This window comes from Albidovulum litorale, from assembly GCF_025751495.1.
Taxonomy (GTDB): domain Bacteria; phylum Pseudomonadota; class Alphaproteobacteria; order Rhodobacterales; family Rhodobacteraceae; genus Albidovulum; species Albidovulum litorale.
The window spans coordinates 683287-705276 of sequence record NZ_JAOWKZ010000002.1 but is presented as its reverse complement, the minus strand read 5'-3'; the positions used below and the strand labels follow the sequence as shown (position 1 = coordinate 705276).

Annotated in this window: 20 protein-coding genes; 11 read left to right on the top strand and 9 right to left on the bottom strand. The window is 61.8% G+C overall.

The genetic code is table 11. From position 1 onward, the window contains the following. Window positions 1-10: 10 nt before the first annotated feature. Window positions 11-544, bottom strand: a complete 534-nt coding sequence (locus OEZ71_RS09310; protein WP_263739673.1) for a flavin reductase family protein — start codon at window positions 542-544, stop codon at window positions 11-13. A gap of 114 nt (window positions 545-658) precedes the next feature. Here OEZ71_RS09310 and OEZ71_RS09305 point away from each other — a divergent pair, with 114 nt between their 5' ends. From OEZ71_RS09305 to OEZ71_RS09275, 7 genes are all read left to right on the top strand, one after another. Further along, on the top strand, window positions 659-1495 hold the full coding sequence (locus tag OEZ71_RS09305; RefSeq protein ID WP_263739672.1) for a LysR family transcriptional regulator: 837 nt from the start codon (window positions 659-661) through the stop codon (window positions 1493-1495). A gap of 335 nt (window positions 1496-1830) precedes the next feature. Then, on the top strand, window positions 1831-2790 hold the full coding sequence (locus tag OEZ71_RS09300; protein WP_263739671.1) for an ABC transporter substrate-binding protein: 960 nt from the start codon (window positions 1831-1833) through the stop codon (window positions 2788-2790). A 72-nt stretch (window positions 2791-2862) separates the two neighbouring features. After that, window positions 2863-3912 carry a quaternary amine ABC transporter ATP-binding protein gene (locus tag OEZ71_RS09295; RefSeq protein ID WP_263739670.1) on the top strand — a complete coding sequence of 350 codons (1050 nt, stop codon included), beginning with the start codon at window positions 2863-2865 and terminating at the stop codon, window positions 3910-3912. Continuing rightward, window positions 3905-5497 carry an ABC transporter permease gene (locus tag OEZ71_RS09290; RefSeq protein WP_263739669.1) on the top strand — a complete coding sequence of 531 codons (1593 nt, stop codon included), beginning with the start codon at window positions 3905-3907 and terminating at the stop codon, window positions 5495-5497. The genes OEZ71_RS09295 and OEZ71_RS09290 overlap by 8 nt, the downstream gene beginning before the upstream one ends. A gap of 147 nt (window positions 5498-5644) precedes the next feature. Further along, a complete protein-coding gene (locus OEZ71_RS09285; RefSeq protein ID WP_263739668.1) occupies window positions 5645-6352 on the top strand; it encodes an ABC transporter ATP-binding protein in 708 nt (235 codons plus the stop codon). Then, a complete protein-coding gene (locus OEZ71_RS09280; RefSeq protein WP_263739667.1) occupies window positions 6346-8715 on the top strand; it encodes an ABC transporter permease in 2370 nt (789 codons plus the stop codon). Before OEZ71_RS09285 ends, OEZ71_RS09280 begins: the two co-directional genes overlap by 7 nt. Window positions 8716-8719: 4 nt before the next feature. Then, window positions 8720-9934 carry an efflux RND transporter periplasmic adaptor subunit gene (locus OEZ71_RS09275; RefSeq protein ID WP_263739666.1) on the top strand — a complete coding sequence of 405 codons (1215 nt, stop codon included), beginning with the start codon at window positions 8720-8722 and terminating at the stop codon, window positions 9932-9934. Window positions 9935-10076: 142 nt separating this feature from the next. On the opposite strand, the gene OEZ71_RS09270 is transcribed toward OEZ71_RS09275, so the two are convergent. After that, window positions 10077-11222: a type III PLP-dependent enzyme gene (locus tag OEZ71_RS09270; protein ID WP_263739665.1), complete on the bottom strand. Its 1146-nt coding sequence runs from the start codon at window positions 11220-11222 to the stop codon at window positions 10077-10079. A gap of 224 nt (window positions 11223-11446) precedes the next feature. Here OEZ71_RS09270 and OEZ71_RS09265 point away from each other — a divergent pair, with 224 nt between their 5' ends. Then, window positions 11447-11878, top strand: a complete 432-nt coding sequence (locus tag OEZ71_RS09265) for an Lrp/AsnC family transcriptional regulator (RefSeq protein ID WP_263739664.1) — start codon at window positions 11447-11449, stop codon at window positions 11876-11878. An 84-nt stretch (window positions 11879-11962) separates the two neighbouring features. Further along, on the top strand, window positions 11963-12727 hold the full coding sequence (locus tag OEZ71_RS09260; protein ID WP_263739663.1) for a VOC family protein: 765 nt from the start codon (window positions 11963-11965) through the stop codon (window positions 12725-12727). 47 nt (window positions 12728-12774) lie between these two features. On the opposite strand, the gene OEZ71_RS09255 is transcribed toward OEZ71_RS09260, so the two are convergent. From OEZ71_RS09255 to mutM, 7 genes are all read right to left on the bottom strand, one after another. Continuing rightward, window positions 12775-13221, bottom strand: a complete 447-nt coding sequence (locus tag OEZ71_RS09255) for a VOC family protein (protein WP_263739662.1) — start codon at window positions 13219-13221, stop codon at window positions 12775-12777. Further along, window positions 13218-14333 (bottom strand): DNA replication/repair protein RecF, encoded by a 1116-nt coding sequence (recF, locus tag OEZ71_RS09250; RefSeq protein ID WP_263739661.1) that lies wholly within the window; start codon window positions 14331-14333, stop codon window positions 13218-13220. The genes OEZ71_RS09255 and recF overlap by 4 nt, the downstream gene beginning before the upstream one ends. A gap of 59 nt (window positions 14334-14392) precedes the next feature. Then, window positions 14393-15511 carry a DNA polymerase III subunit beta gene (gene dnaN / locus OEZ71_RS09245; RefSeq protein WP_263739660.1) on the bottom strand — a complete coding sequence of 373 codons (1119 nt, stop codon included), beginning with the start codon at window positions 15509-15511 and terminating at the stop codon, window positions 14393-14395. Between the two features lie 116 nt (window positions 15512-15627). Next, a complete protein-coding gene (gene dnaA / locus OEZ71_RS09240) occupies window positions 15628-16992 on the bottom strand; it encodes a chromosomal replication initiator protein DnaA (protein WP_263739659.1) in 1365 nt (454 codons plus the stop codon). A 523-nt stretch (window positions 16993-17515) separates the two neighbouring features. Next, complete coding sequence (gene rpsT, locus OEZ71_RS09235) at window positions 17516-17782, bottom strand: 30S ribosomal protein S20 (protein ID WP_263739658.1); 267 nt, start codon at window positions 17780-17782, stop codon at window positions 17516-17518. Between the two features lie 150 nt (window positions 17783-17932). Beyond that, complete coding sequence (locus OEZ71_RS09230) at window positions 17933-18709, bottom strand: enoyl-CoA hydratase (RefSeq protein ID WP_263739657.1); 777 nt, start codon at window positions 18707-18709, stop codon at window positions 17933-17935. 61 nt (window positions 18710-18770) lie between these two features. Continuing rightward, window positions 18771-19622, bottom strand: coding sequence for a bifunctional DNA-formamidopyrimidine glycosylase/DNA-(apurinic or apyrimidinic site) lyase (mutM, locus tag OEZ71_RS09225; protein ID WP_263739656.1), 852 nt, complete (start codon window positions 19620-19622; stop codon window positions 18771-18773). 83 nt (window positions 19623-19705) lie between these two features. Between mutM and ubiE the strand changes: the two genes are divergently transcribed. Together ubiE and ubiB are read left to right on the top strand one after the other, a co-directional pair. Continuing rightward, window positions 19706-20458, top strand: a complete 753-nt coding sequence (gene ubiE / locus OEZ71_RS09220; RefSeq protein ID WP_263739655.1) for a bifunctional demethylmenaquinone methyltransferase/2-methoxy-6-polyprenyl-1,4-benzoquinol methylase UbiE — start codon at window positions 19706-19708, stop codon at window positions 20456-20458. Between the two features lies 1 nt (window position 20459). Beyond that, a complete protein-coding gene (ubiB, locus tag OEZ71_RS09215) occupies window positions 20460-21989 on the top strand; it encodes a 2-polyprenylphenol 6-hydroxylase (RefSeq protein ID WP_263739654.1) in 1530 nt (509 codons plus the stop codon). Window position 21990 lies beyond the last annotated feature (1 nt).

Sequence of the window (21990 nt, the reverse complement as noted above, 5' to 3'; positions counted from 1 at the left end):
AGGCTCTTTCTCAGGAAATGCGCACCGGTGCGGCGTCGCGGACGACGCGGTGATATGCCCCGTCGAGATAGGTCAGCGGCTGATCCATCCCCTCGCGCACGGTGGCGATGCGGATGATAAAGATGCGGTGGCTGCCGGACAGGAGCGATTGTTCGACGCTTCCGGCGAAGATCGTGGCCCCGTCGATCTGCGGTGCGGCGCCGGGGCGGCCGAAGCAGTCGATGCCGGAAAACCGGTCATCCAGCCAAGCGTCATCCTTGCCCGCAAAGCGGTCGGCGATGGCGCGGCTTTCGGATGGCAGGACGTTCACGCAAAGCTGGCCGTTTCCTTCAACTGCCTGCGCGATCCGGCTGTCGGCGCGCAGGCAGACAAGGATCGTCGGCGGATCGGCCGAGACAGAGGTGAAGGCGCTGACCGTCGCACCGTGCCGCCCGCTGGGGCCGTCAGTGGTGACCACAGTCACGCTGCTTGCAACCATCCGCATGGCCCGAACGAAGGCATCGCGTGGCACGTCAGTTCCGGCACTCAACTGGCAGGCAGGCATGGCTCGTTTCCCGTTCGTCTCTGTCGCAGGAAAAAACTGCCAGAGTCGAATGCATTTGAAAAACGAATTGTTTGACAGCATAAATGCAAATTATTCGAACTATCGGGGTCGAGAATGAACATCGTGACGCTTCAGACCTTTCTGACCATCGTCGAGACCGGCTCGCTTGTCCGGGCCTCCGAAAAGCTCAACGTGACCCAATCCACCGTGACGGCGCGGCTGCGCGGGCTTGAAGAAACCCTTGGCCAGACCCTGCTCAACCGTCAGAAATCCGGCGCCACATTGACACCCGCCGGAACCAAGCTCCTGCGCTATGCCGAGGTGATGACCGGGCTCTGGCGGCAGGCACGGCAGGAAACCTCGTTGCCGGAAGGGGTCACGTCGGTCTGCAATTTCGGCTGCCATGTCGATCTCTGGCCCGGTCCGGGGCGGGCGTTCTTCGAAGCGGTGAACCGGCTCAGCCCGACCATGGCTCTGGCGGCAAGCCAGGGCGAGCATGAGGCGCTGGAACGACAGCTTGGCTCGGGCCTTGTCGATGTCGCGATGACCTACCGGCCCTCGGTCCACGGCAATCGCACCATCCATGCGCTGAAGCCCGAACGGCTGGTCCTTTACGCCACGCGACCTGACAATCCGATCCGATTCACGCCCGACTACATCTATGTCGACCTGGGCGAGGAGTTCCGCGATCAGCATGCCGCTGCCTACGCCAATGCGGGGATCTCCCGCGTCAGTTTCGACAGCGCGATCTGGGCGCTCGATTTCCTCTTGGCCAATGGCGGCTCGGCCTATCTGCCCGACCGTCTGGCCGCGCCGCATCTTGCGTCGGGCGCCATATTCGAAATCAGCGAGGCACCTGTATTCACGCGCAATACCTACCTTGTCGTGAATGACCACGCAGCAACGGGATGGGACTGGTTGCCGGGGCTTGTCCGCGACCTGGGGGAATAGGCTCAACCCGTACCTTCCGAATATCCATATCGGGAATTTCGATTTTTCTATTCGAAAATAATCGTTTTGCAGATGTTTCGAGGCCCGCAATACTCACCCTCGTGACAGGAAGGAAGCTGCGCGACGGCGTCTGCACGATACCGCGCCGATATGACCTGATTGGGGGCAGGGACTTTTCAAGCGGCTGGAAGGCATCGCCATTCCGGCCATTGGCAGTGCGTCCGCACGGTCTGGGTGTCGGGGAAAAACCCCAGAAAAACTGGCTTCGAAGGCTCATCCTTTCTACCATCCGGTCAGCGACCGGCACGGAAACAACAGCGAGAGGGAACAATAAAATGAACCATATCAAACTTTTGGGCGGCACCGTTCTGGGGTCCGCGTTCATGCTCGGCTCCACCGCCATGGCCGCCGATATCGTGATCGGCGTTCCGAACTGGCCCTCGGTCAGCGCCGAGGCGAACATTCTCAAGGTTATTATCGAGGACAATCTCGGACTTGAGGTCGAACTGCAGAACGGCACAAACCCGATCGTCTTCGAGGCGATGGACAGTGGCTCCATGCAAGCCCATCCCGAGGTCTGGTTGCCGAACCAGCAGAACCTTCACGATACCTATGTGACCGAAAAGGGCACCGTCGCGATGAACCCGAACGGGGTCGAGGCGTTTCAGGGGATGTGCGTCGACAAGGCAACGGCCGATGCTCATGAAATTCGCTCCATCGACGATCTGACCAAGCCCGAGATTGCGGTGTTGTTTGACAGTGACGGCAATGGACAGGGCGAAGTCTGGATCGGCGCGCCGGGCTGGGCATCGACGAATGTCGAGCAGGTTCGTGCCAAGTCTTACGGCTACGACCAGACCATGGAACTGACGCAAAGCGACGAGACACTGGCCTATGCCGCGCTGGATACCGCAATCGACGCAGGCAAGCCCTGGGTCGGCTTCTGCTACACGCCGCATTACGTCTTCGCGCTGCATGAGCTTCAGGTTCTGGAAGAGCCGCCGCACGACCCGTCGAACTGGGACGTGAAACAGCCGACCGACGATCCGAACTGGCTGGAGAATTCCACGGCCGCCAGCGCCTGGGACAGCGCCTATCTGCACATCCACTATCAGAAGGCGCTGGAAGAGACCCACCCGGACGTCGCGACCCTCTTCGCCAATGCGGCCTGGACGACGGAAGAGGTCAGCGACATGACCTTTGCTCTTGTCATCGACAAGAAAGAACCGGCCGACTACGCCAAGGACTGGGTCGCGGCGAATGAGGATCGTGTGATCGGCTGGCTCGCCAACTGATCCCTTGCATCAACCACACCAAGACCGGCCGCCGGTTCTGACCGGCGGCCGTTGAACTCCCGGGGGGATGATATGGCCGAACCAGTCGTCAGGCTTTCAAATGTCTGGAAAGTCTTCGGGACACGCGCCGCCGAGGCGATGCAGGCGATCAAGGCAGAAGGGCTGGGCAAGCCCGAAGTGCTGAAGCGGTTCCAATGCGTTGTCGGCGTTCAGGATGCCAGCTTCGAAGTGCCGCGCGGAGAGATCTTCTGCATCATGGGCCTCTCCGGATCGGGCAAGTCGACGCTGGTGCGCCATGTCAACCGGCTGATCGCGCCGACCTCCGGTCAGATCGAAATCCTGGGCCGTGACATCTCCAGCCTGAACGAACGCGAGTTGCGCGAGGTGCGGGCCAAGCAGATCGGCATGGTCTTTCAGCACATGGCGTTGCTGCCGCATCGCTCGGTCCGGGACAATGTCGCCTATCCCCTCGAAATCCGCAAAGTCGCGAAATCGCGCCGCTGGGCGATCTCGGACCATGCGCTGGGGCTGGTGAACCTCACCGGCTATGAGGACCGTCTGCCCAAGGAACTGTCGGGCGGCATGCAGCAGCGGGTGGGCATTGCCCGCGCGCTGGCCTCCGACCCGGAAATCCTTCTGATGGACGAACCCTTCTCGGCGCTCGATCCGCTGATCCGGCTGCAGTTGCAGGACCAGTTCAAGGCACTGGTGGCCCAGCTTCAGAAAACAACGCTGTTCATCACCCACGATCTGGATGAGGCGATCCGCATTGGCCACCGCATCGCGATCATGAAGGACGGCGTCATCGTTCAGATCGGCACGCCGGAAGAGATCGTGATGAAACCCGCAGACGATTACGTGCGCGAATTTGTGCAGGGCATCTCCAAGCTGAAACTCGTAAAGGCGCACTCGATCATGGAGCCGATCGAGAAGTTCCGGGCGACAGATGAGCGGTCGCTGGAGGATTCTCCGCGCGCCGATGAAAACGCCGATCTCGACCAGTTGATCGACCTTTCGGTCGACACCTATTCGCCTGTGATCATCACGGAGAATGGCAAGGATGTCGGCGTCGTCGACAAGGCGCGGCTCTTGCGCGGCATTCAGGGGGGCAAGAATGACTGATTCAACGACGGAACTGAAAGTCACGGCTGCCTCCGACATCGATGTCGACCACGATGCGCTCGACGCCTCGATCCGGCAATTCGTCGGACCGAACGGCGCCAGCTACGTCACGGCCTTCCACAAGATCCACAACGCCACCGGCTGGATGCCGCCCACGTTCAACATCTGGGCCGCGCTTCTTGGCCCCCTCTGGGCCGCCGCGCGTGGCATCTGGGGCATGTTCTGGGGCTTCCTGATCCTTGAGATGATCGCCTGGGTCCAGCTTGGCCGGGGGCTCTGGGGCAATCCCGGCGCGGCATTTCTCGACCGCGCCGAAACCCAGTTCGTCCGCGCGGCCGAGTTCCTGCAAAGGGCCGAGGCGGCGAAGGCGGCGGGCGAGGACCCGGCGCGGTTTGAGAAACTGGCGGCCAACCTCACCAAGGCCGCCGAGGATAGCCTCGCGCAAGGACAGGCAGCCTCGTCCGAGGCTTTCGGCATCCTTCTGACCGGTCTGGCCGTGCTTCTGGCCGTCAAGCTGGCGCAGGGTTTCTTCGGCAATTCGGTCTATGAGCGGCAATATTCCCGCTGGCGCATCACGCCCGGCTCCGTCGAAAGCGGGCGCAAGACCGCGAATATCATGCTCGGCCTCTTCCTTGTCGCCGCCATCGCGCCCCTGACGATCTACAAGTTCACCGTGGCCAGCCCGTCGGAACTGCTGAACGTCTTCCCCGAAAAGGAAGTCTCGCAAGTGTTTCTCGGTGAGGGCAATGCCACGCTTTTCTCAACCATCGCCAGCTGGCTTGAGGCGCGGATCGACGAAACAGCCCGCGCCGGGGCGGATGTGTTTGACGGGGTGACGGCGGGGGTTCGATCGGTCCTGACGACGCTCACCGTGGCCTTGTCGGGCACGCCCTGGCCAGTCGTCATGCTGGTTATCTGCGTTACCGCCTGGCGCGCGGCGGGACCGCGCGTGGCGATCTTCACCGCCGCATCGCTCGCCTATATCGCGATGCTGGGCTACTGGGAGGTGGCGATGGAAACCGTGGCGCTCGTCGGCGCCGCCGTGGTGATCTGCGTCGTCTTCGGCATCCCCCTCGGCATCTGGTTTGGCAAGTCGCAGCGCGCCTACAAGGCGGCAGAGCCGGTTCTGGACCTGATGCAGACGCTGCCCGCCTTCGTCTACCTGATCCCGATCATCGCCTTCTTCGGCACCGGCAACCCGCCGGGCATTCTCGCCACGATCATCTTCGGCATGCCGCCGGTGATCCGCCTGACCGCCCTTGGCATGCGCGGCGTGCCCGAAAGCATCAAGGAGGCCGCAACCGCGTTCGGTGCCTCGCGCTTCCAGCTGCTGAAGGATGTCGAGGTGCCGCTGGCGCTGCCGTCGATCATGGCGGGCGTCAACCAGACGATCCTGATGTGCCTGTCGATGGTCGTCATCATCTCGCTGATCGGCGGCGGCGGCCTTGGCAAGGTCATCCTTGAGGCGCTGCAATATGCCGCCAAGGGGCCTGGCCTTCTGGGCGGCTTCGCGATCCTATTCTGCGCTATGGTTATCGACCGCATTGTGCAGGGCGCGTTCCGTCGCGAGGATCTGAAGCAATAGCTTCAGATTCGCATCCGGCGAATATTCGAACACGCAACGATAGCGGAATGTAATCCTAAGAACGACATGCCGTGCCCCGCCGGATATTGAGCGACATCAAGGCGGATCACAACGAAGTGCCTTCAAGTGCGGGCGAAAGGCGCGCAGATGGAGCAACCTGTATTCAAGCTGTCCGGTGTGACGAAGGTCTACGATACCGGCAAGGTTAAGGTCCGGGCGCTGGACGGCGTCGACCTTGAACTGTTTCCGCATGAGATCGCGGTGCTCCTTGGGCCGTCCGGTTCTGGGAAATCCACGCTTCTGAACATTCTCGGCGGGCTCGATCAGGTTACGGGTGGCCAGGTCTGGTTCCGCGATACCGAGCTTACCGGAATGGGTGACCGCCAGTTGACCGCGTATCGGCGCGATCATGTCGGGTTCGTCTTTCAGTTCTACAATCTTGTCGCCTCGCTGACCGCGCGCGAAAACGTGCAGCTTGTGACGGATGTCTCACGCGATCCGATGACGCCCGCCGAGGCGTTGTCTCTGGTGGGACTCGAGCCCCGGCTTGACCATTTCCCGGCCGAACTGTCAGGGGGTGAGCAGCAGCGTGTGGCCATCGCCCGCGCCATTGCCAAGCGGCCCGAGGTTCTGCTTTGTGATGAGCCGACCGGCGCCTTGGACAGCAAGACCGGGGTTCAGGTTCTGGAAGCGTTGAAAACGGTCAATGAACAGCTTGGCACTGCCACGATCGTCATTACGCATAATGCGATGATCCGGAAGATGGCGCATCGCGTGCTGCGGTTTCAGGACGGTCGCATTGGTTCGGTCGAGGTGAACGAAACCCGGATCGCCCCGTCGGAGATCGAATGGTGATGCACGCGCTCGACCGGAAACTCCTGCGCGACTTCGTCCGCCTCTGGGCACAGGCGCTGGCGATTGCGCTTGTACTTGCCTGCGGCGTTGCGGCCCTTCTGATGTCGTTTGGCATGTATCAGGCGATGGGCGACAGCCGCGATGCGTATTATGAACGTAACCGCTTTGCCGATATCTGGGCGCCCGCCCGGCGCGCGCCGATATCGCTTCTCCCCGAGATTGCCGCCATTCCCGGTATCCGCAGCGCCGAGGCGCGGACCGAGGGACTGGTCACCCTCGATCTGCCGGGACGGGAAGAAACGGCCGTTGGCCAGATCATTTCGCTGCCCATATCAGGCGAGACGTTTCTGAACGTACCGATCCTGCGCTCGGGCCGCCTGCCTGATCCGGATTCCGATGCTGAAGTCGCTGTCAACGAACCCTTTGCCATCGCCAATGGCTACCAAGCGGGGGACAGTTTCTTCGCCAACATCAACGGCACACGGCGGGAACTGACGATCACCGGCACCCTGCTGTCACCCGAGTTCATCTATGCGCTCGGCCCCGGTGCGCTTATGCCCGACAAGGAGGGGTTCGCAGTCATCTGGATGCCAGAACGTGCGGTTCAGGCAGCCTTTGACATGACGGGGGCGTTCAACAGCCTGACCATCGGTCTTTATGCCGGTGCGCGCGAGGACGAGGTCATCGACCAGCTGGATGCTATTCTTGAACGCTATGGGACGACCGGCGCTTATGGCCGCGACCGCCAGATATCGGACAGTTTCGTCTCATCGGAACTGGATCAGCTCTGGACCATGACAATTGTCCTGCCGCCGATCTTCTTCGGCGTCGCGGCGTTCCTCGTAAACATGGTGCTGGGCAGGATCGTGGCGCTTGAGCGGTCGGAAATCGGGCTTCTCAAGGCGCTTGGATACTCCAACACCGCAATCGCGATGCATTACCAGATGCTCGCGGTGTTGACGGCAGTGGTCGGCATTCTTGTCGGCTGGGCCTTTGGCGCTTGGCTGGCCCATGGATTGGCGACGCTCTACGCCAAGTTCTTCAACTTCCCCTATCTGATCTTTCGCGGTTCATGGTCGGTCTACGCAGTCTCGGGCCTGATCGGGTTGGCTTCGGCGGCATTCGGAGCGTTGCGAGTAGCGCTCAGGGCGGCGCGCTTGCCGCCCGCCGTGGCGATGCAGCCCCCCGCCCCGCCTCGTTTCCGGCGCGGGATCATTGACCGGACGCTGGCGCGGCTGAAGCTTTCGCAGCCGATGATGATGATCATCCGTTCCATTACCCGATGGCCGATACGTGCGGCGTCGAACGCGCTGGGTCTGTCGATGGCGGTTGCTGTTCTCGGGGCGGCCAGTTTCTTTGACGATGCGCTCAACAAGATGCTGGACACCACCTTCAACCTCGCCAACCGGCAGGATGCGGTGCTGATCTTTGCAGAGAACTTACCGGAAGCTGCGCTCGACAATCTCAAAGCACTGCCCGGTGCGATGCAGATTGAAGGGCAGCTCAGCGAATCCGTGCTGCTGCGTAATGGCCATCTGGAGAAGCACACTGCACTGGAAGCGCGTCGTCCCGATGCTGACCTATCGCGCGTCATCGGCGGATCGGGCCGGGTCATGGCTGCGCCGCCAGGTGGGCTGGTCCTATCCGAACGGCTTGCGGAACAGCTGGCCCTGAAGGTCGGTGATGATGTGGAGGTTGAATTCCTCTCTGGTCGGCGCGAGACGGTGACGCTGCCGATCACAGGTACGATCTCACAATATATCGGTCTCTCTGCCTATGCTGATTTTGAGATGTTGAACGCGCTTCGCCGACAAGCGCCGCAGATATCCGTCGCCAATCTGACGTTGAACGAGGATGAAAAGCTGGCCTTCCACAAAGCGCTCAGCCAGATGCCGGTACTCGCTGGAACCGCGATGCTGACGGATATGCGTCGGTCGTTCGAAGATACGATCCAGCAGAACATCAACATCACTGCGACGGTCTATGTCGTCATTGCCGTGCTGATCACCGTGGGCGTCACCTACAACAGCGCCCGCATCCAGCTGTCGGAGCGCGCCCGGGAACTGGCGAGCCTTCGGATCCTCGGATTTTCGCGTGGTGAGGTGTCGTTTATTCTGGTGGGCGAGACGATGCTGCTTGCGGTTCTGGCCCAGCCCTTCGGCTGGCTCGTCGGATTCGGCATTGCCTGGGCGTTTACGCAAGGGGTCAACAGTGACCTTTATGAAATCCCCCTTGTGATCAGTCCTGCCACCTTCGCCCGCGCAAGCCTTATCGTACTTTTGACCGCTTTGGCCTCGGCGCTGATCGTGCGTCGGCGCATCGACCGGCTCGACCTCGTCGCGGTCATGAAAACAAGGGAGTGAACCCATGGGTCTGCAACCGCGCCACTACATCATCGGCATCGTGGGTGCTGGTGTCCTTGTCGGCCTCGGCTGGCTCACCTTCCGCACCGAGCCGGTGCCGGTCGATCTGGCGGAGGTTCGGCGCGCGCCGATGACGGTCACGGTCAATGCCGAGGGTGAAACTCGCATTCGGGATATCTTCGAGGTCTCGGCGCCAATCTCAGGCACGGTGCAACGTGCGCCGGTCGAGGTCGGTGATCCCGTGATCAAGGGGGAAACGGTGGTCGCCGTGGTAGAACCCGCAGCGCCGGCGTTCCTCGATACCCGGGCGCGCGAACAGGCCGAGGCAGCCGTGCGTGAAGCCGAAGCCGCGCTGAGACTGGCCGAGGCGCAGTTGCGGCAGGCCGATGAAGAGCTTGCCCATGCCACGAGCACACATGCCCGGGCCAAGGCGCTCGCCGAACGCGGTGTTTCGTCCCTGACCCAGCTGGAGGATGCGACGCAGATCCTGTCGATCCGCATTGCAGCGCAGGAAGCCGCCCAATCGGGGGTGGAGATGTCGACGAGCGCGCTTCAGCGCGCCCGCGCCGCGCTGATCGAACCGGGATCGGCCTCCGGCAGGGGTGAAACCTGCTGCGTCACCCTTTACGCGCCGATCACGGGCACGGTACTGTCGGTCGATATCGTCAGCGCGGGGCCGGTCACTGCCGGCACGCGCCTCGTCTCGATCGGGAGGATGGATGATCTGGAGATCGTTGCCGATCTGCTGTCAGCGGATGCAATTGGTCTTGAACCGGGTGCCCGCGCGATCGTTGATCGCTGGGGTGGACCGGTCCCGCTGGAGGCAAGTCTGCGGTCGCTTGCACCGACCGCAAAGACAAAGGTCTCGGCCCTCGGCATCGAAGAACAGCGCGTCGATGCGACGTTCGACTTCGTGTCTCCGCCCGAGGCGCGGGCAAGTCTCGGGGACCGCTATGCCGTCTATCTACGGATCGTGACCTGGGAGGAAGAGGACGTGCTGCAAGTGCCGCTGTCGGCGCTTTTCCGTCGTGACGGGAGCTGGGCTGTATTTCGCGTCGAGGATGACAGGGCAGAGCTGGCGAAGGTCAACATCGGCCACCGCAACAGCGAAACCGCCGAGGTCGTGGGCGGTCTTGAAGAAGGGGATCGGGTTATTCTGCATCCTTCGGATGAGATTCAGGACTCAGGATATGTTACCGAGCGCAACGGGTCCCGGTGACAGGGTACCACCGGTTCGTTCCAGAGTTTCTGACATTTGCCCGTGGTTAGAAACGCCGAAACCGCCACACGCTGAACGCGTCAATGGCGGCTTCGCTGTTTGACTGCGGGACTTCAGATCTTCCCGGTCTCCGCTCTCTGCCTCAGAGGCCGAGGCGCATCACCGTGGCGATCTTCATGTCGCCAAAGCCGTTGAAGCGGGTATTGGTCGCGGTCGAATAGGCACCCATGCCGGAGAAGACGAGGAAATCGCCCTCCTCCAGATCGCTCGGCAGATCGACCTCGCCCGGCAGACGGTCGACGCTGTCGCAGGTCGGGCCGAAGATCACGCGCGGCTGGGCTTCGCCATCGCGCTGCACGCCTTCCGGCGACACGACGGCGATGCGGTCGATAATGCCGGTGATCGGCAGCTCATCGAGGTTGCCATAGGTGCCGTCGTTCAGGAACACATGCTCGCCGTCGCGCAGACCCTTGATGCGGGCGGCCAGCGTGAAGCTTTCGGCAACCAGCGCGCGGCCCGGTTCGCAGACGAGCGCAGGCGGTTCGCCGTCAAATGCGTCATGAGCAACCCGGCCGATCAGTTCGAAGATCGCGTCAAGTTGCGGGATCTCGGTCGAGAGGCGATGCGACGGGAAGCCGCCACCGACGTTCAGACGGCGCGCCTTCACCCCGGCATTGGTGCAGATCTCGGCCGCGGCGCGCAGATAGGCGTCCCAAGCCATCGGGTCGGTGCACTGGGTGCCCGGATGGAAGGTCAGCGACGGGATAAAGCCCGCTTCCGCCACGGTCGCCAGCAGTTCCGTCGCCAGTTCCACTGTCGCACCGAACTTGGCACCGAAATTGTAAGCGGCCCCGGCGACCGGCAGTTTGAAGCGCACGGAGATTTCGGCGCCCTCTGCCGGCACGATCTCGATCAGCTTCTGCAACTCGGACCGGCTGTCCACCGAATAGGACTTCACGCCCATTTCGACCGCATAGGCGATCTCATGCCGGCCGCGCACCGGGTTGTGGTAGTGCAAAGCGGCCGTGGGCGCGAGGCGGCGCACCATCTCGATCTCGGCGGGCGAGGCCACATCAAAACCCTGAATGCCTGCGGCAACGAGGTTCTGGATCACCATCTCCTCGGGGTTCGACTTGACCGCGTAAGTCACGAGGCCCGGAAAGCCGTCGATGAACCGACGCGCACTGGCCTGCAGCACAGACGGGGCGAAAAACATCACCGGGTTGAGCGGTTGTTCGATACGAAGGAATTCGGACGGATTCGCCCAGATCATCTTAGAGAGCCCCATCGGCGGTTACCCTTGCCAACAAGGCGCAGCCACCTTTTGCCCGGGCATACCGGTTGGAAAGCGCTTACGCATTTGACCAAACCAGGTAAGGTGCGTATGAGCCGCCCTTTGCCTGAACGAAGTCCGGAGGATATGGCGGACATTTCTACCGATCAAAAGAGTAGAAATGCTTGACGTTGTCGTTAAAATGACGAAAACAACAGTCAAACTGCCGGTGTTGCAAAATGGACGACCTCGACCGCTCGATCTTAGGATTTCTGGGTTCTGATGCCCGCGTATCCGTTGCGACGCTGGCGCGGCGGCTGAAAGTCGCGCGCTCAACCATTCAGGCGCGGCTGGAGCGGCTGGAAACGACGGGCGTCATCGCGGGCTATACTGTAAAGCTGGGCGAGGCCGCGCGGCAGGCCCGAATCCGCGCAACCGTCCTGCTGACGATCGAACCCCGCGCGCAGGCCAATGTGCTGAGCCGCCTCAAGGCGATACCGGAGGTGGAGCGGGTGCACACGACCTCGGGCCGAGTCGATTTCCTGCTACAGGTGGCCGCCCCCTCGACCACTGTTCTTGATGGTGTTCTCGATCAGATCGGCGAGATGACCGGGGTTAAGGGCTCTGAAAGCCTGATCCACCTGTCGACCAAGTTCGACCGCGCCGTCTGATTCCGCCGCCCTTGCATTGCGGGCACCGGAGGCGCAGGCTGATCCCGTGCCCCGTCAGGGGGCGATGCAATACGGGAGGACGATATGGCCAAACCGAAACGCGGCAAACCCTGCTGGTATGAGCTGTCCACCGCCGACCCCAACGCGGCAGGGCATTTCTATGCCCATGTCATGGGCTGGAGCATTGCCGATTCCGGTATGGAAGGTATGGACTACCGTCTTGCACGGGCGGGCGACGACATGGTCGCAGGGATCATGGCCGCGCAGCCGGGCACGCCGCCAGCATGGACGTTCTATGTTACTGTGACCAATTGCGACAAAGCGGCAAAGGATATCGCCAAATCGGGCGGTTCAATCGTCTACGGCCCGGCCGATATCCCCGGCACCGGCCGCTTCGCAGCCGCTACGGACCCGCAGGGGGCCGCGTTCGGTATCCTCCAGATGCTTGAGGACGACGGCCGCGCCTTCGATCAGAAGGCGACGGGCCATGGCTGCTGGCACGAATTGATGACCTCCGACCCCGAGGCTGCGCTGGCCTTCTATGGTAAGCTCTTTGGCTGGAAGCCGGGCGATACGCATCAAATGGGACCGGGCATGACCTATCAGCTTTTCCGTCATGGCAAGGCCGATATCGGCGGAATGATGAAGCTGATGCCCAACATGCCGGGGCCGGGCAGGCCATTCTGGCTGCCCTATTTCGGTACCGACGGGGTTCAGGCGGCCATCGCCCGCACGGCGGAAGCAGGTGGGCAAGTTCTTCACGGGCCGATGGAGGTGCCGGGTGGCGCCTTCATCATGGGTGCCCGCGATCCGCAGGGCGCGATGTTCGCACTGGTCGGGCCGAAATAAATTTGTGTCGAAACGAGGCTTGTTCGTTTTGACACCGTATTGCCGGATTACTCCTGCGCTGCGTCTGCCACTTTCGAAATGTCCAGAGACCCGTCGGACTCAAGGGGCCAGAACGGGTTCATCGCCACTTCCCAGACATGGACATCGGGGTCGGCGTAATATCCAGAGTAGCCGCCCCAGAAGACTTTCTCTGGCTTCTTCAGTGGCGCGGCGCCCGCCGCGACCGCCCGCTCCCAGGCAGCATCCACCTCGGCCTCGGTCGTGAAGTTCTGAGCCAATGTCATCGCGCCGGTTTCAAGCCGCACCCCGGGTCTGCCCTGATCCTTTGCAAGCGCCTCGCGGCCAAAGATGCCCAGAACAGCACCGTGAATCTGGAAAAACACCACCTCGTCGAGCGCCGTGGTCGGAACCCATCCGAGCGATTCATAAAATGCCCGCGACCGGGCCAGGTCATCGACGCCAAGGGTGATCAGGGTGACACGCTGTGGGGTCATGCGATGTTCCTTTCCTCGGTGATTGAAAGACCGCCGCTGTCAGACACCTCAAAGCCTTGCGCCCGCGCACCGAGGCCCTCGAAAAGCTCAATCCCGGTTCCGGTCATAAAAGCCTGCGCCCCCATCGCGCAGATTTCGTCGTAAAGCGCTGCGCGTCGGCTGGCGTCGAGATGGGCCGCCACCTCGTCCAGAAGAAGGATCGGCGGCGCGCCAAAATCTTCGGCCAGCGCACGACCATTGGCAAGGATAAGCGAGATCAGAAGCGCCTTCTGTTCACCTGTCGAGGCCTGCGCGGCGGGCATGCCCTTGGCGGCGTAGACCGCCCCCAAATCGGCGCGATGGGGACCGGTTAGCGTGCGCCCTGCCGCCATGTCGCGGGACCGACCGGCGGCGAAAGTGTCAGCTAGTGCATCGGCGCCGAACGGAAAATCCTCTCCATCGGGCCCAAGAATCGTAAGGTCCGCGACCGGAAAGGCGGTTTCTGCGCCGTCCTGTGCCGCCGCGACCCGAGCGATGGCGGCTGCGCGGTTGGATTGGATCACCGCCCCGGCCTCAGCCATCTGAGATTCCAGCGCGCCGTACCAGCCAGCATCGCGCACCTCGTCACGCAAGAGCCGATTCCTTTCACGCATTGCCTTTTCATAGGTGAGCACGACCTCGGCATGTCCCGGCTCGAACGAGAGGGTCATCCGGTCCAGAAAGCGCCGACGCCCCTCGGCCCCTTCGATCCAAAGCCGGTCCATCGCGGGTACCAGCCAGAGCATCCGGGCGATGCGCCCCAAAGCGGCTTGCGCGGCTGGCTTGCCGTCAATCGTGACACTCCTGCTCGCCCCCGGCTCGGCGAAGGTCTCCACCTCATGAATCTGATGCAGGCTCTGAAGCACCGCCTTCAGCTTCCAACCCAGCGCTTCGGGCTGCCGTGCGACCTCATCGGGGGTGGCCCGGCGCAAACCACGGCCCGGCGACAGGAACGAAACCGCCTCAAGTATATTGGTCTTGCCCGCCCCGTTCGGTCCAAAGATCGCCACCGGGCGGCCATCGAAGGTTAGTTCCGTTCGCCGGTGCGAACGGAAGTGTGAGAGCAGCAGCGATGTGACGGCAAGGGTTGGCACGGGGCCGTGCCTTTCATCTTGGCTTAGATACCTCCGCCGGAGGCTCCGGCGAAGCCGGATCAGACGCGCATCGGCATCACGACATAGACGGCCGATGTGTCATTGCCTTCGCGCATCAGTGTCGGATCGCCCGAGGAGTTGAAGAGGAACACCGCGTTTTCGCGGTCCACCTGGCTGGCGATTTCCAGAAGGTATTTGGCGTTGAAGCCGATCTCCAGCCGCTCATCGCCATAGGCAACCGCCAGTTCTTCCTCGGCCGCCCCGGCATCGGGCGCGTTCACGGACAGGACCAGCCGATCCTCGTCAAGTTGCAGTTTGACCGCGCGCGAGCGTTCCGACGAAACGGTCGCGACCCGGTCAACGGCCTTGGCGAACTCTGCCGCATCGACCTCCAGCCGTTTGGTGTTGCCAGCGGGAATAACGCGGGAATAGTCCGGGAAGGTGCCGTCGATAACTTTTGAGGTCAGCGTGATGAGGGGCGTGGCGAAACGTACCTTGGTTTCGGATACCGACACCGCGATCTGCGCCTCATCATCGTCGAGCAACTTGCGCAACTCGCCTACCGTTTTGCGCGGCACGATCACGCCGGGCATGTTCGCGGCCCCCTCGGGCAGGGCGGCGTCGATGCGGGCCAGACGGTGGCCGTCGGTCGCAACACAGCGCAAGGCCTTGCCGCTTTCGCCATCGGCGACATGCATATAGACGCCGTTGAGGTAATAGCGGGTCTCTTCGGTCGAGATCGCGAATTTCGACTTGTCGAACAGGCGCCGCAGAACCGGCGCGGGGGCCGAGAAATTCGCCGTATATTCCGACGAGGCCATGACCGGGAAATCTTCCTTCGGCAGCGTCGCGAGCGAGAAGGTCGAGCGGCCCGCCTCCACCGTCAGTCGCCCGGCAGCACTGTCATCGGTCAGCGAAACAAGCGCCCCGTCGGGCAGTTTGCGCACGATCTCGTGCAGCATCACCGCAGAAACGGTCGTCGCGCCCGCGCGGTCGACCTTGGCATCGGCCTTGTCCACCACCTCGATATCGAGGTCGGTGGCGCGGAAGCTGACCGTGTCGCCTTCGGCCTCGATCAGCACATTGGCCAGGATCGGGATCGTATTGCGCCGCTCCACGACCGATTGCGCCTGACCCACCGCTTTCAGAAGCGTTGCGCGCTCGATGCTGATCTTCATATCTGCCCCCTGAAGTCGCCGGGAGGGGAAAGTTAGCAACTTTCCCCGCAGGCTCAAGAATTTTCGGGAATGTCCAATGGAATGACCGGAGGGTCAAGGCCGGTTTCGGCCTTGACCTAGCGGTCGAGGAGGCGGCGCAACAGGTCGATATCTTCTGCCAGCTGGCTGTCTGTTGCTTTCAGCTCTTCCACCTTGCGGACGCCATGCATGATCGTGGTGTGGTCGCGCCCGCCGAACCGGCGGCCGATATCCGGCAGCGACCGGGTGGTCAGCGTCTTGGCCAGATACATAGCCACCTGACGCGGCCGCGCGATGGTGCGCACCCGCTTTGGCCCGATCATGTCGGACAGGCGGATGTTGTAATGCTCTGCCACCTTGCGCTGGATATCCTCGATCGTGACTTTGCGGTCCGAGGCGCGCAGAATGTCCGAGAGGCAGTCCTGCGCAAGTTCCAGCGTGATTTCACGGCCTACGAGCGAAGCGAAGGCAAAGAGCCGGGTCAACGCGCCTTCCAGCACGCGGACATTGGTGCTGATCCGGTGGGCGAGGAATTCCAGCACGCCATTGGCGAGCTTCAGGCCCGGATACTGGCCGCGATAGAATTCGACCTTTTGCTGAAGAATACCGAGGCGCAATTCGTAATCGGTCGGATGCAGATCGACGACAAGGCCACATTGCAGGCGGCTCTTGATCCGTTCTTCCAGATCCTTGATCTCACCCGGCGCACGGTCGGCCGAGATGACGATCTGCTTGTTCTGATCCACAAGCGCATTGAACGTGTGGAAGAACTCTTCCTGCGTCGATTCCTTGCCCGCGATGAACTGGACGTCATCCACCATCAGCACATCGACAGAGCGGAACATCTCCTTGAAGTCCATGATCTGCTTTTCGCGCAGGGCCTGCACGAAGCGGTACATGAATTGCTCAGCGGATAAGTAGAGGACGCGCAGGTCGGGATGGCGGGCCTGAAGTTCATGCGCAATGGCGTGCATCAGGTGCGTCTTGCCGAGACCGACGCCACCATAGAGAAACAGGGGATTGAACGTGACCGGTCCGCCTTCGGCCACGCGGCGCGCAGCGGCATGGGCCAATTCGTTCGGCTTGCCGACGACAAAGCTGTCGAATGTGAAACGTGCGTCCAGAGGGGCGCCGGGAAGGTCGATATCGTCATTGTTCCGGGATTGCCCGCGCGATGTACGCCTGGCGCGGGGCTCGGACGGTTTTGCAGTGGCTGTCCGTTGGCTGGCGACGTGGAATTCGACGCGCTCGACCGCCTCGCCCGCTTTCTCCAGATGCTGACGAATCTGTTCGGCGAAGTTGCGTGACACCCAGTCGCGCATGAATTTGGTCGGGGCCTCTACGCGGGCGATGCCGCCCTTCAGCTCCGCCAGTTTGAGCGGTTCGATCCAGGTAGAAAAATTGTTCTTTCCGACTGATTTAAGAAGTTCATCGCGTACCTGCCCCCAGGATTCTTCGGTCATCGCTGTTTATCCAGTCTTTCGTCGCTGTCCCGCACTGCAGCCGTGCCGGCTTTTTTGATCGACGATTCTCATTCGCCGCATCCGCAAAAAACGACCAGAACACGGAACTTGAATTCCGGTTCTGACCGCTTCCGCCGGAAGCGCGGGTATTCTGGACATGGCAGCAAGTGAACCGTCTGAAACCTCCAGACAATTCAATAACTTGCCTGACAGTCGGCAGAATTTGCCGACCTTCAGACGAACCATCGCGCTGACATTGCCAACACGATTGGAGAACCGTTCAGGAAGCAGCTCCTGCCCGACCCCCGTGGTAACCGCATGTCCCCCCAAGACGACGTGAATCGCACAAGGACGCTAGCAAGGCTGCCGCAGAGGTCGCAACAGAACTTCTCGCTTGACTCAAACTTTGGCAGACCGAATCCGGATGCCTGTGCAAATCGGGCACAGGTGACGTTACGCAAACGAACAAAGGAAAAGGGCGCAACGCAAGGTTACGCCCTTAACTCAATGACTTAGCGTGAAATCAGGCCGAGAGGGCCTTAACGCGGGCTGCAAGGCGCGACATCTTGCGCGCGGCAGTGTTCTTGTGAACGACACCTTTGGTGACGCCACGGGCCAGTTCCGGCTGAGCTTCGCGCAGAGCGGCTGCTGCCGATTCCTGATTGCCGGAGGCGAGCGCCTCTTCGACCTTGCGCAGGAAGGTCCGAATCCGCGAACGGCGGGCTTTGTTTACATCTTGACGACGCTCGGCCTGGCGGGCGCGCTTCTTGGACTGGGGCGTATTTGCCATATGTGGTTTCCCAACTTCCGGGTTTGTTTCGATACCTAAGCGCGACAAAACCCGGGTTCCCAGTGAACCGGTCGATTCCAGCCTGAGCGGGCTCCACGCGCATGTGACCGCGCCCCCTTAAGGGAAAACGTCACCAAAGAAAAGAGGTTTTCAGCGGTCGCGGAACTGCGGTTGGCGCTTTTCAAGAAAAGCGCTCATGCCTTCCTTTTGATCCTCGGTGGCGAAAAGCGCATGGAAGAGGCGGCGTTCGAATAGAACACCTTCGCGCAGCGTCGTCTCATAGCTGCGGTTGACGGCCTCTTTTACCGCCATGGCTGTCAGGGCCGATTTCTCGGTGATCTTGCGGGCCGTGGCCATCGCTTCCGAGATCAGCTTGTTGGCGGGCACGACCCGGCTGACGAGGCCCGAACGCTCCGCCTCGGCCGCGTCCATGAAGCGACCGGTCAGATGCATGTCCATTGACTTTGACTTGCCGACAAAGCGCGTCAGGCGCTGGGTGCCGCCGATGCCTGCAACCACGCCAAGATTGATCTCTGGCTGGCCGAATTTCGCGGTATCGGCCGCGATAATGAAGTCGCACATCATTGCCAGTTCGCAGCCACCACCTAGCGCATATCCGGCCACGGCGGCGATGATCGGCTTGCGGCAACGAAGGAAGTCTTCGGTATTGGTGCCGAACAGGTCGTCGGTGAAGGCGTCGACGAAGCTCTTTTCAGACATCTCCTTGATGTCGGCGCCCGCGGCAAAAGCCTTGTCTGATCCGGTAATGACGATGCAACGCACCTTGTCGTTCGCATCAGCGGCCGCAACGGCCTCGCCCAGTTCAGCCAGAAGTGCCGAATTCAATGCGTTCAGCGCATCGGGCCGGTTCAGACGAATAAGGGCGACGTAGTCTTCGATCTCGACGATCAAGGTCTCGTAAGCCATAGAGTGGGGCCTTTCAGATGGTGCGGGCACGAGTCCTATCAGTCCGAACGGCGGGATCAAGTCATCTTTGGCAACGCGCACAGAAGAAGGTGGCACGTCCGGATTGTACAACACGACTGATCCTGCCGCCGCAGCCCTCGGTCGGACAAAGCGCGTTTTCGCGGTCATAGACCCGGAAATTGTGCTGGAAGTAGCCGAGCTCCCCGTCCGCCTGACGGTAGTCGCGAAGGCTTGACCCGCCTGCCTCGATTGCTTCCTGCAAGACCTCGCGGATGATCGGGACGAGCCCGGCCACGCGGCGTTGTGCGATTGCACCGGCCGTGCGGCGCGGGTCGATTCCCGCGCGGTGCAGCACTTCGCAGACATAGATGTTGCCAAGCCCGGCGACGATCTTCTGATCCAGCAGGGCGGATTTGACCGGAGTTTTCCGGCGGCGGAATCGCTGGGTGAGGTAATCCTCGTTGAACGCGTTGCCGAGTGGTTCCGGCCCGATATCCCGGAGGAGCCAGTGAGTATCGGCCTCTGCCGTTTCCATCATGTCCATCGCCCCGAAGCGACGGGCATCGTTGAAGGTGATCCGCGCGCCGCCTTCCATGTCCAGAACGACATGGTCGTGTTTGGCCGGGGCGGGGTGGTCGTAATGGAATTCGCCCAGTGTCACGCCCGAAATCAACATCCGCCCCGACATGCCGAGATGGATGAGCAAGGTTTCTCCGGTCGATAGGTCGGCAAGGATGTACTTTGACCGCCGCCTAAGCCCCAGAACCCGCGCGCCGGTGAGGCGGTCGGCCATGCGTTCGGGAAAAGGAAAGCGCAGATCTTGACGGTTGACGGTCGCCCGGTTGATCACGCGCCCTTCCATCGCAGGCAGCAGGCCGCGTCGGACGGTTTCAACCTCGGGAAGCTCTGGCATTCCGGCAACAGTCCTTTCCGCCGCATTGTCTCTGCGGCCAAGGCTTCTATAAGAAGGGCGAACGGACAGAAACGGCAAGGCCCATGACGACGAGCGATACCCGCACGACCCATTTCGGGTTCAAGGATGTGCCGGAAGGCGACAAGGCCGGTATGGTCCATGGTGTCTTCACCCGTGTGGCCAACAAATACGACATCATGAACGACGTGATGTCGGTCGGCATTCACCGGCTCTGGAAGGACGCGATGATGGACTGGCTGGCGCCGCGTCCGGGCCAGCGGCTACTGGATGTTGCGGGGGGAACCGGGGACATCGCGTTCCGGTTTCTGAAGCGCGCACCGGAGGCCACGGCCACCGTTCTGGATATGACGGAATCCATGCTCGTCGAAGGCCAGAAGCGGGCCGAGGCCGAGAATATGGCAGACCGGCTGAACTGGGTCGTCGGCGATGCGATGGCTTTGCCTTTTGAGGCGAATACATTCGACACCTATACAATCAGCTTCGGCATCCGGAACGTGACGCGCATCGGCGATGCCCTGTCGGAAGCCTACAGGGTGCTGAAACCCGGCGGCCGGCTCATGGTGCTGGAGTTTAGCCAGTTGCCCAATCCCGCGATGCAGTGGGCCTATGACAAGTATTCCTTCAACGTGATCCCGGTGATGGGTCAGATCGTGGCGGGGGACCGCGACAGCTATCAGTATCTGGTCGAATCGATCCGCAAGTTCCCCGATCAGCAGGCCTTCGCGACGATGATCCGTCAGGCGGGCTTCTCTCAGGTGAAATACCGCAACCTGACGATGGGCGTTGCCGCCCTTCATTCCGGTTGGAAGATCTGAGTTGCGCGGTCCCCACAATATCTGGCGGCTGATCCGCACCGGAGCGACCTTTGAACGCACGGGCGCGATGAAGATCGCGCTGGAAGGGCTGGACACGCCGCCGCGCCTCAGGGCGCTGGCGCGGATCGTCGGCTGGCCGTTCAAATGGCTCGGCTATCGCGGCGACCTGTCGCAGCCGCCGGTCACGCGTGCTCTGACCGCGCTTGGCCCGGCCTATATCAAGTTCGGCCAGGTGCTTTCGACCCGGCCCGATGTTGTGGGCGACGAACTCGCCCAGCAGCTGCGTGTGCTTCAGGACAAGCTGCCACCCTTTCCGACTGAAATCGCCAAGGCCACCGTCAGCCATGAACTGGGCGTGCCGGTCGATGACCTGTTTTCCGAGTTCTCAGAACCCGTCGCTGCTGCCTCCATTGCGCAGGTCCATCGCGCGCGCGTTGCTGGCACGGGTGAGGATGTGGCGGTCAAGGTGCTGCGCCCGGAAATCGAGCGTGCGTTCCGCCGCGATATCGACGCGTTCCACTTTGCTGCCGGTCTGATCGAGGCGCTTCTGCCCGGAACGCGCCGCCTGCGCCCGACCGATGTCATCAAGCATTTCGAAGGCGTGGTGATGGGGGAGTTGGACCTCCGGCTGGAAAGTGCGGCCGCATCCGAGTTCCGGGCGAACACCGAACAGGACGAAGGGTTTCAGGTGCCGGAACCCTATTGGAACCTGTCATCGCGCGAAGTGCTGACGCTGGGCTGGGCAGAGGGCATTCCTTTGGGAGAGGTGAAGGCGATACAGGCGGCCGGGCACGATTCCGTCGCTCTTTCCGAACGCGTGCTGCAGCTTTTCCTCAGCCATGCGCTTCGGGACGGCTATTTCCATGCCGATATGCATCAGGGCAACCTGAAGGTCGCGCCGAATGGGGACATCGTCGCCTATGACTTCGGCATCATGGGCCATATCGACGAGTACACCCGCCGCGTCTATGCCGAGATTCTGATCGGCTTCATCCGCCGCGATTACCGGCGTGTGGCCGAGGTGCATTTCGAGGCAGGCTATGTGCCCCGCGATCGTGACGTGGATGAGTTTGCCCGCGCCTTGCGTGCCGTGGGCGAGCCGATATTCGGCATGGATGCAACCCGCATCTCGATGGCGCGGCTGCTGTCCTATCTGTTCGAGGTGACCGAGCGGTTTGGCATGCAGACGCGGACTGAGCTGATCCTGTTGCAACGCACGATGGTGGTGGTAGAGGGCGTGGCCCGCTCGCTCAACCCCAACATCAATATCTGGCAGGTCGCGAAGCCGGTGGTGGAGCGCTACATCCGCGAAAACATCGGCCCCAAGGCCCTTGTCCGCGATCTGATCCGCACGGCGCAGGTTGTCAGCCGGTTTGGACCCCGCCTGCCGCAACTGGCCGAGGCGCTTCTGATCCGGCAGACGGAAGAGGCAAAGCCCGCAGAAAAACCCTCAAAGCTCCGGGCGCTCGCACTCGTCGGCCTTGGTGCAGGTCTTGCCGGACTGGCCATGACGGCAGTCTACTGGTTCTGAT

What these genes read in the sequence shown, in the direction of transcription:
- OEZ71_RS09255 (WP_263739662.1), bottom strand. Translation starts at nt 13,221, where the DNA reads ATGACCCCACAGCGTGTCACCCTGATCACCCTTGGCGTCGATGACCTG.
- rpsT (WP_263739658.1), bottom strand. Translation starts at nt 17,782, where the DNA reads ATGGCAAATACGCCCCAGTCCAAGAAGCGCGCCCGCCAGGCCGAGCGT.
- OEZ71_RS09285 (WP_263739668.1), top strand. Translation starts at nt 5,645, where the DNA reads ATGGAGCAACCTGTATTCAAGCTGTCCGGTGTGACGAAGGTCTACGAT.
- ubiE (WP_263739655.1), top strand. Translation starts at nt 19,706, where the DNA reads ATGACGACGAGCGATACCCGCACGACCCATTTCGGGTTCAAGGATGTG.
- dnaA (WP_263739659.1), bottom strand. Translation starts at nt 16,992, where the DNA reads ATGACCGAAGAATCCTGGGGGCAGGTACGCGATGAACTTCTTAAATCA.
- OEZ71_RS09300 (WP_263739671.1), top strand. Translation starts at nt 1,831, where the DNA reads ATGAACCATATCAAACTTTTGGGCGGCACCGTTCTGGGGTCCGCGTTC.
- OEZ71_RS09310 (WP_263739673.1), bottom strand. Translation starts at nt 544, where the DNA reads ATGCCTGCCTGCCAGTTGAGTGCCGGAACTGACGTGCCACGCGATGCC.
- OEZ71_RS09295 (WP_263739670.1), top strand. Translation starts at nt 2,863, where the DNA reads ATGGCCGAACCAGTCGTCAGGCTTTCAAATGTCTGGAAAGTCTTCGGG.
- dnaN (WP_263739660.1), bottom strand. Translation starts at nt 15,511, where the DNA reads ATGAAGATCAGCATCGAGCGCGCAACGCTTCTGAAAGCGGTGGGTCAG.
- OEZ71_RS09280 (WP_263739667.1), top strand. Translation starts at nt 6,346, where the DNA reads ATGGTGATGCACGCGCTCGACCGGAAACTCCTGCGCGACTTCGTCCGC.
- OEZ71_RS09275 (WP_263739666.1), top strand. Translation starts at nt 8,720, where the DNA reads ATGGGTCTGCAACCGCGCCACTACATCATCGGCATCGTGGGTGCTGGT.
- OEZ71_RS09265 (WP_263739664.1), top strand. Translation starts at nt 11,447, where the DNA reads ATGGACGACCTCGACCGCTCGATCTTAGGATTTCTGGGTTCTGATGCC.
- OEZ71_RS09270 (WP_263739665.1), bottom strand. Translation starts at nt 11,222, where the DNA reads ATGGGGCTCTCTAAGATGATCTGGGCGAATCCGTCCGAATTCCTTCGT.
- OEZ71_RS09260 (WP_263739663.1), top strand. Translation starts at nt 11,963, where the DNA reads ATGGCCAAACCGAAACGCGGCAAACCCTGCTGGTATGAGCTGTCCACC.
- OEZ71_RS09230 (WP_263739657.1), bottom strand. Translation starts at nt 18,709, where the DNA reads ATGGCTTACGAGACCTTGATCGTCGAGATCGAAGACTACGTCGCCCTT.
- OEZ71_RS09305 (WP_263739672.1), top strand. Translation starts at nt 659, where the DNA reads ATGAACATCGTGACGCTTCAGACCTTTCTGACCATCGTCGAGACCGGC.
- OEZ71_RS09290 (WP_263739669.1), top strand. Translation starts at nt 3,905, where the DNA reads ATGACTGATTCAACGACGGAACTGAAAGTCACGGCTGCCTCCGACATC.
- mutM (WP_263739656.1), bottom strand. Translation starts at nt 19,622, where the DNA reads ATGCCAGAGCTTCCCGAGGTTGAAACCGTCCGACGCGGCCTGCTGCCT.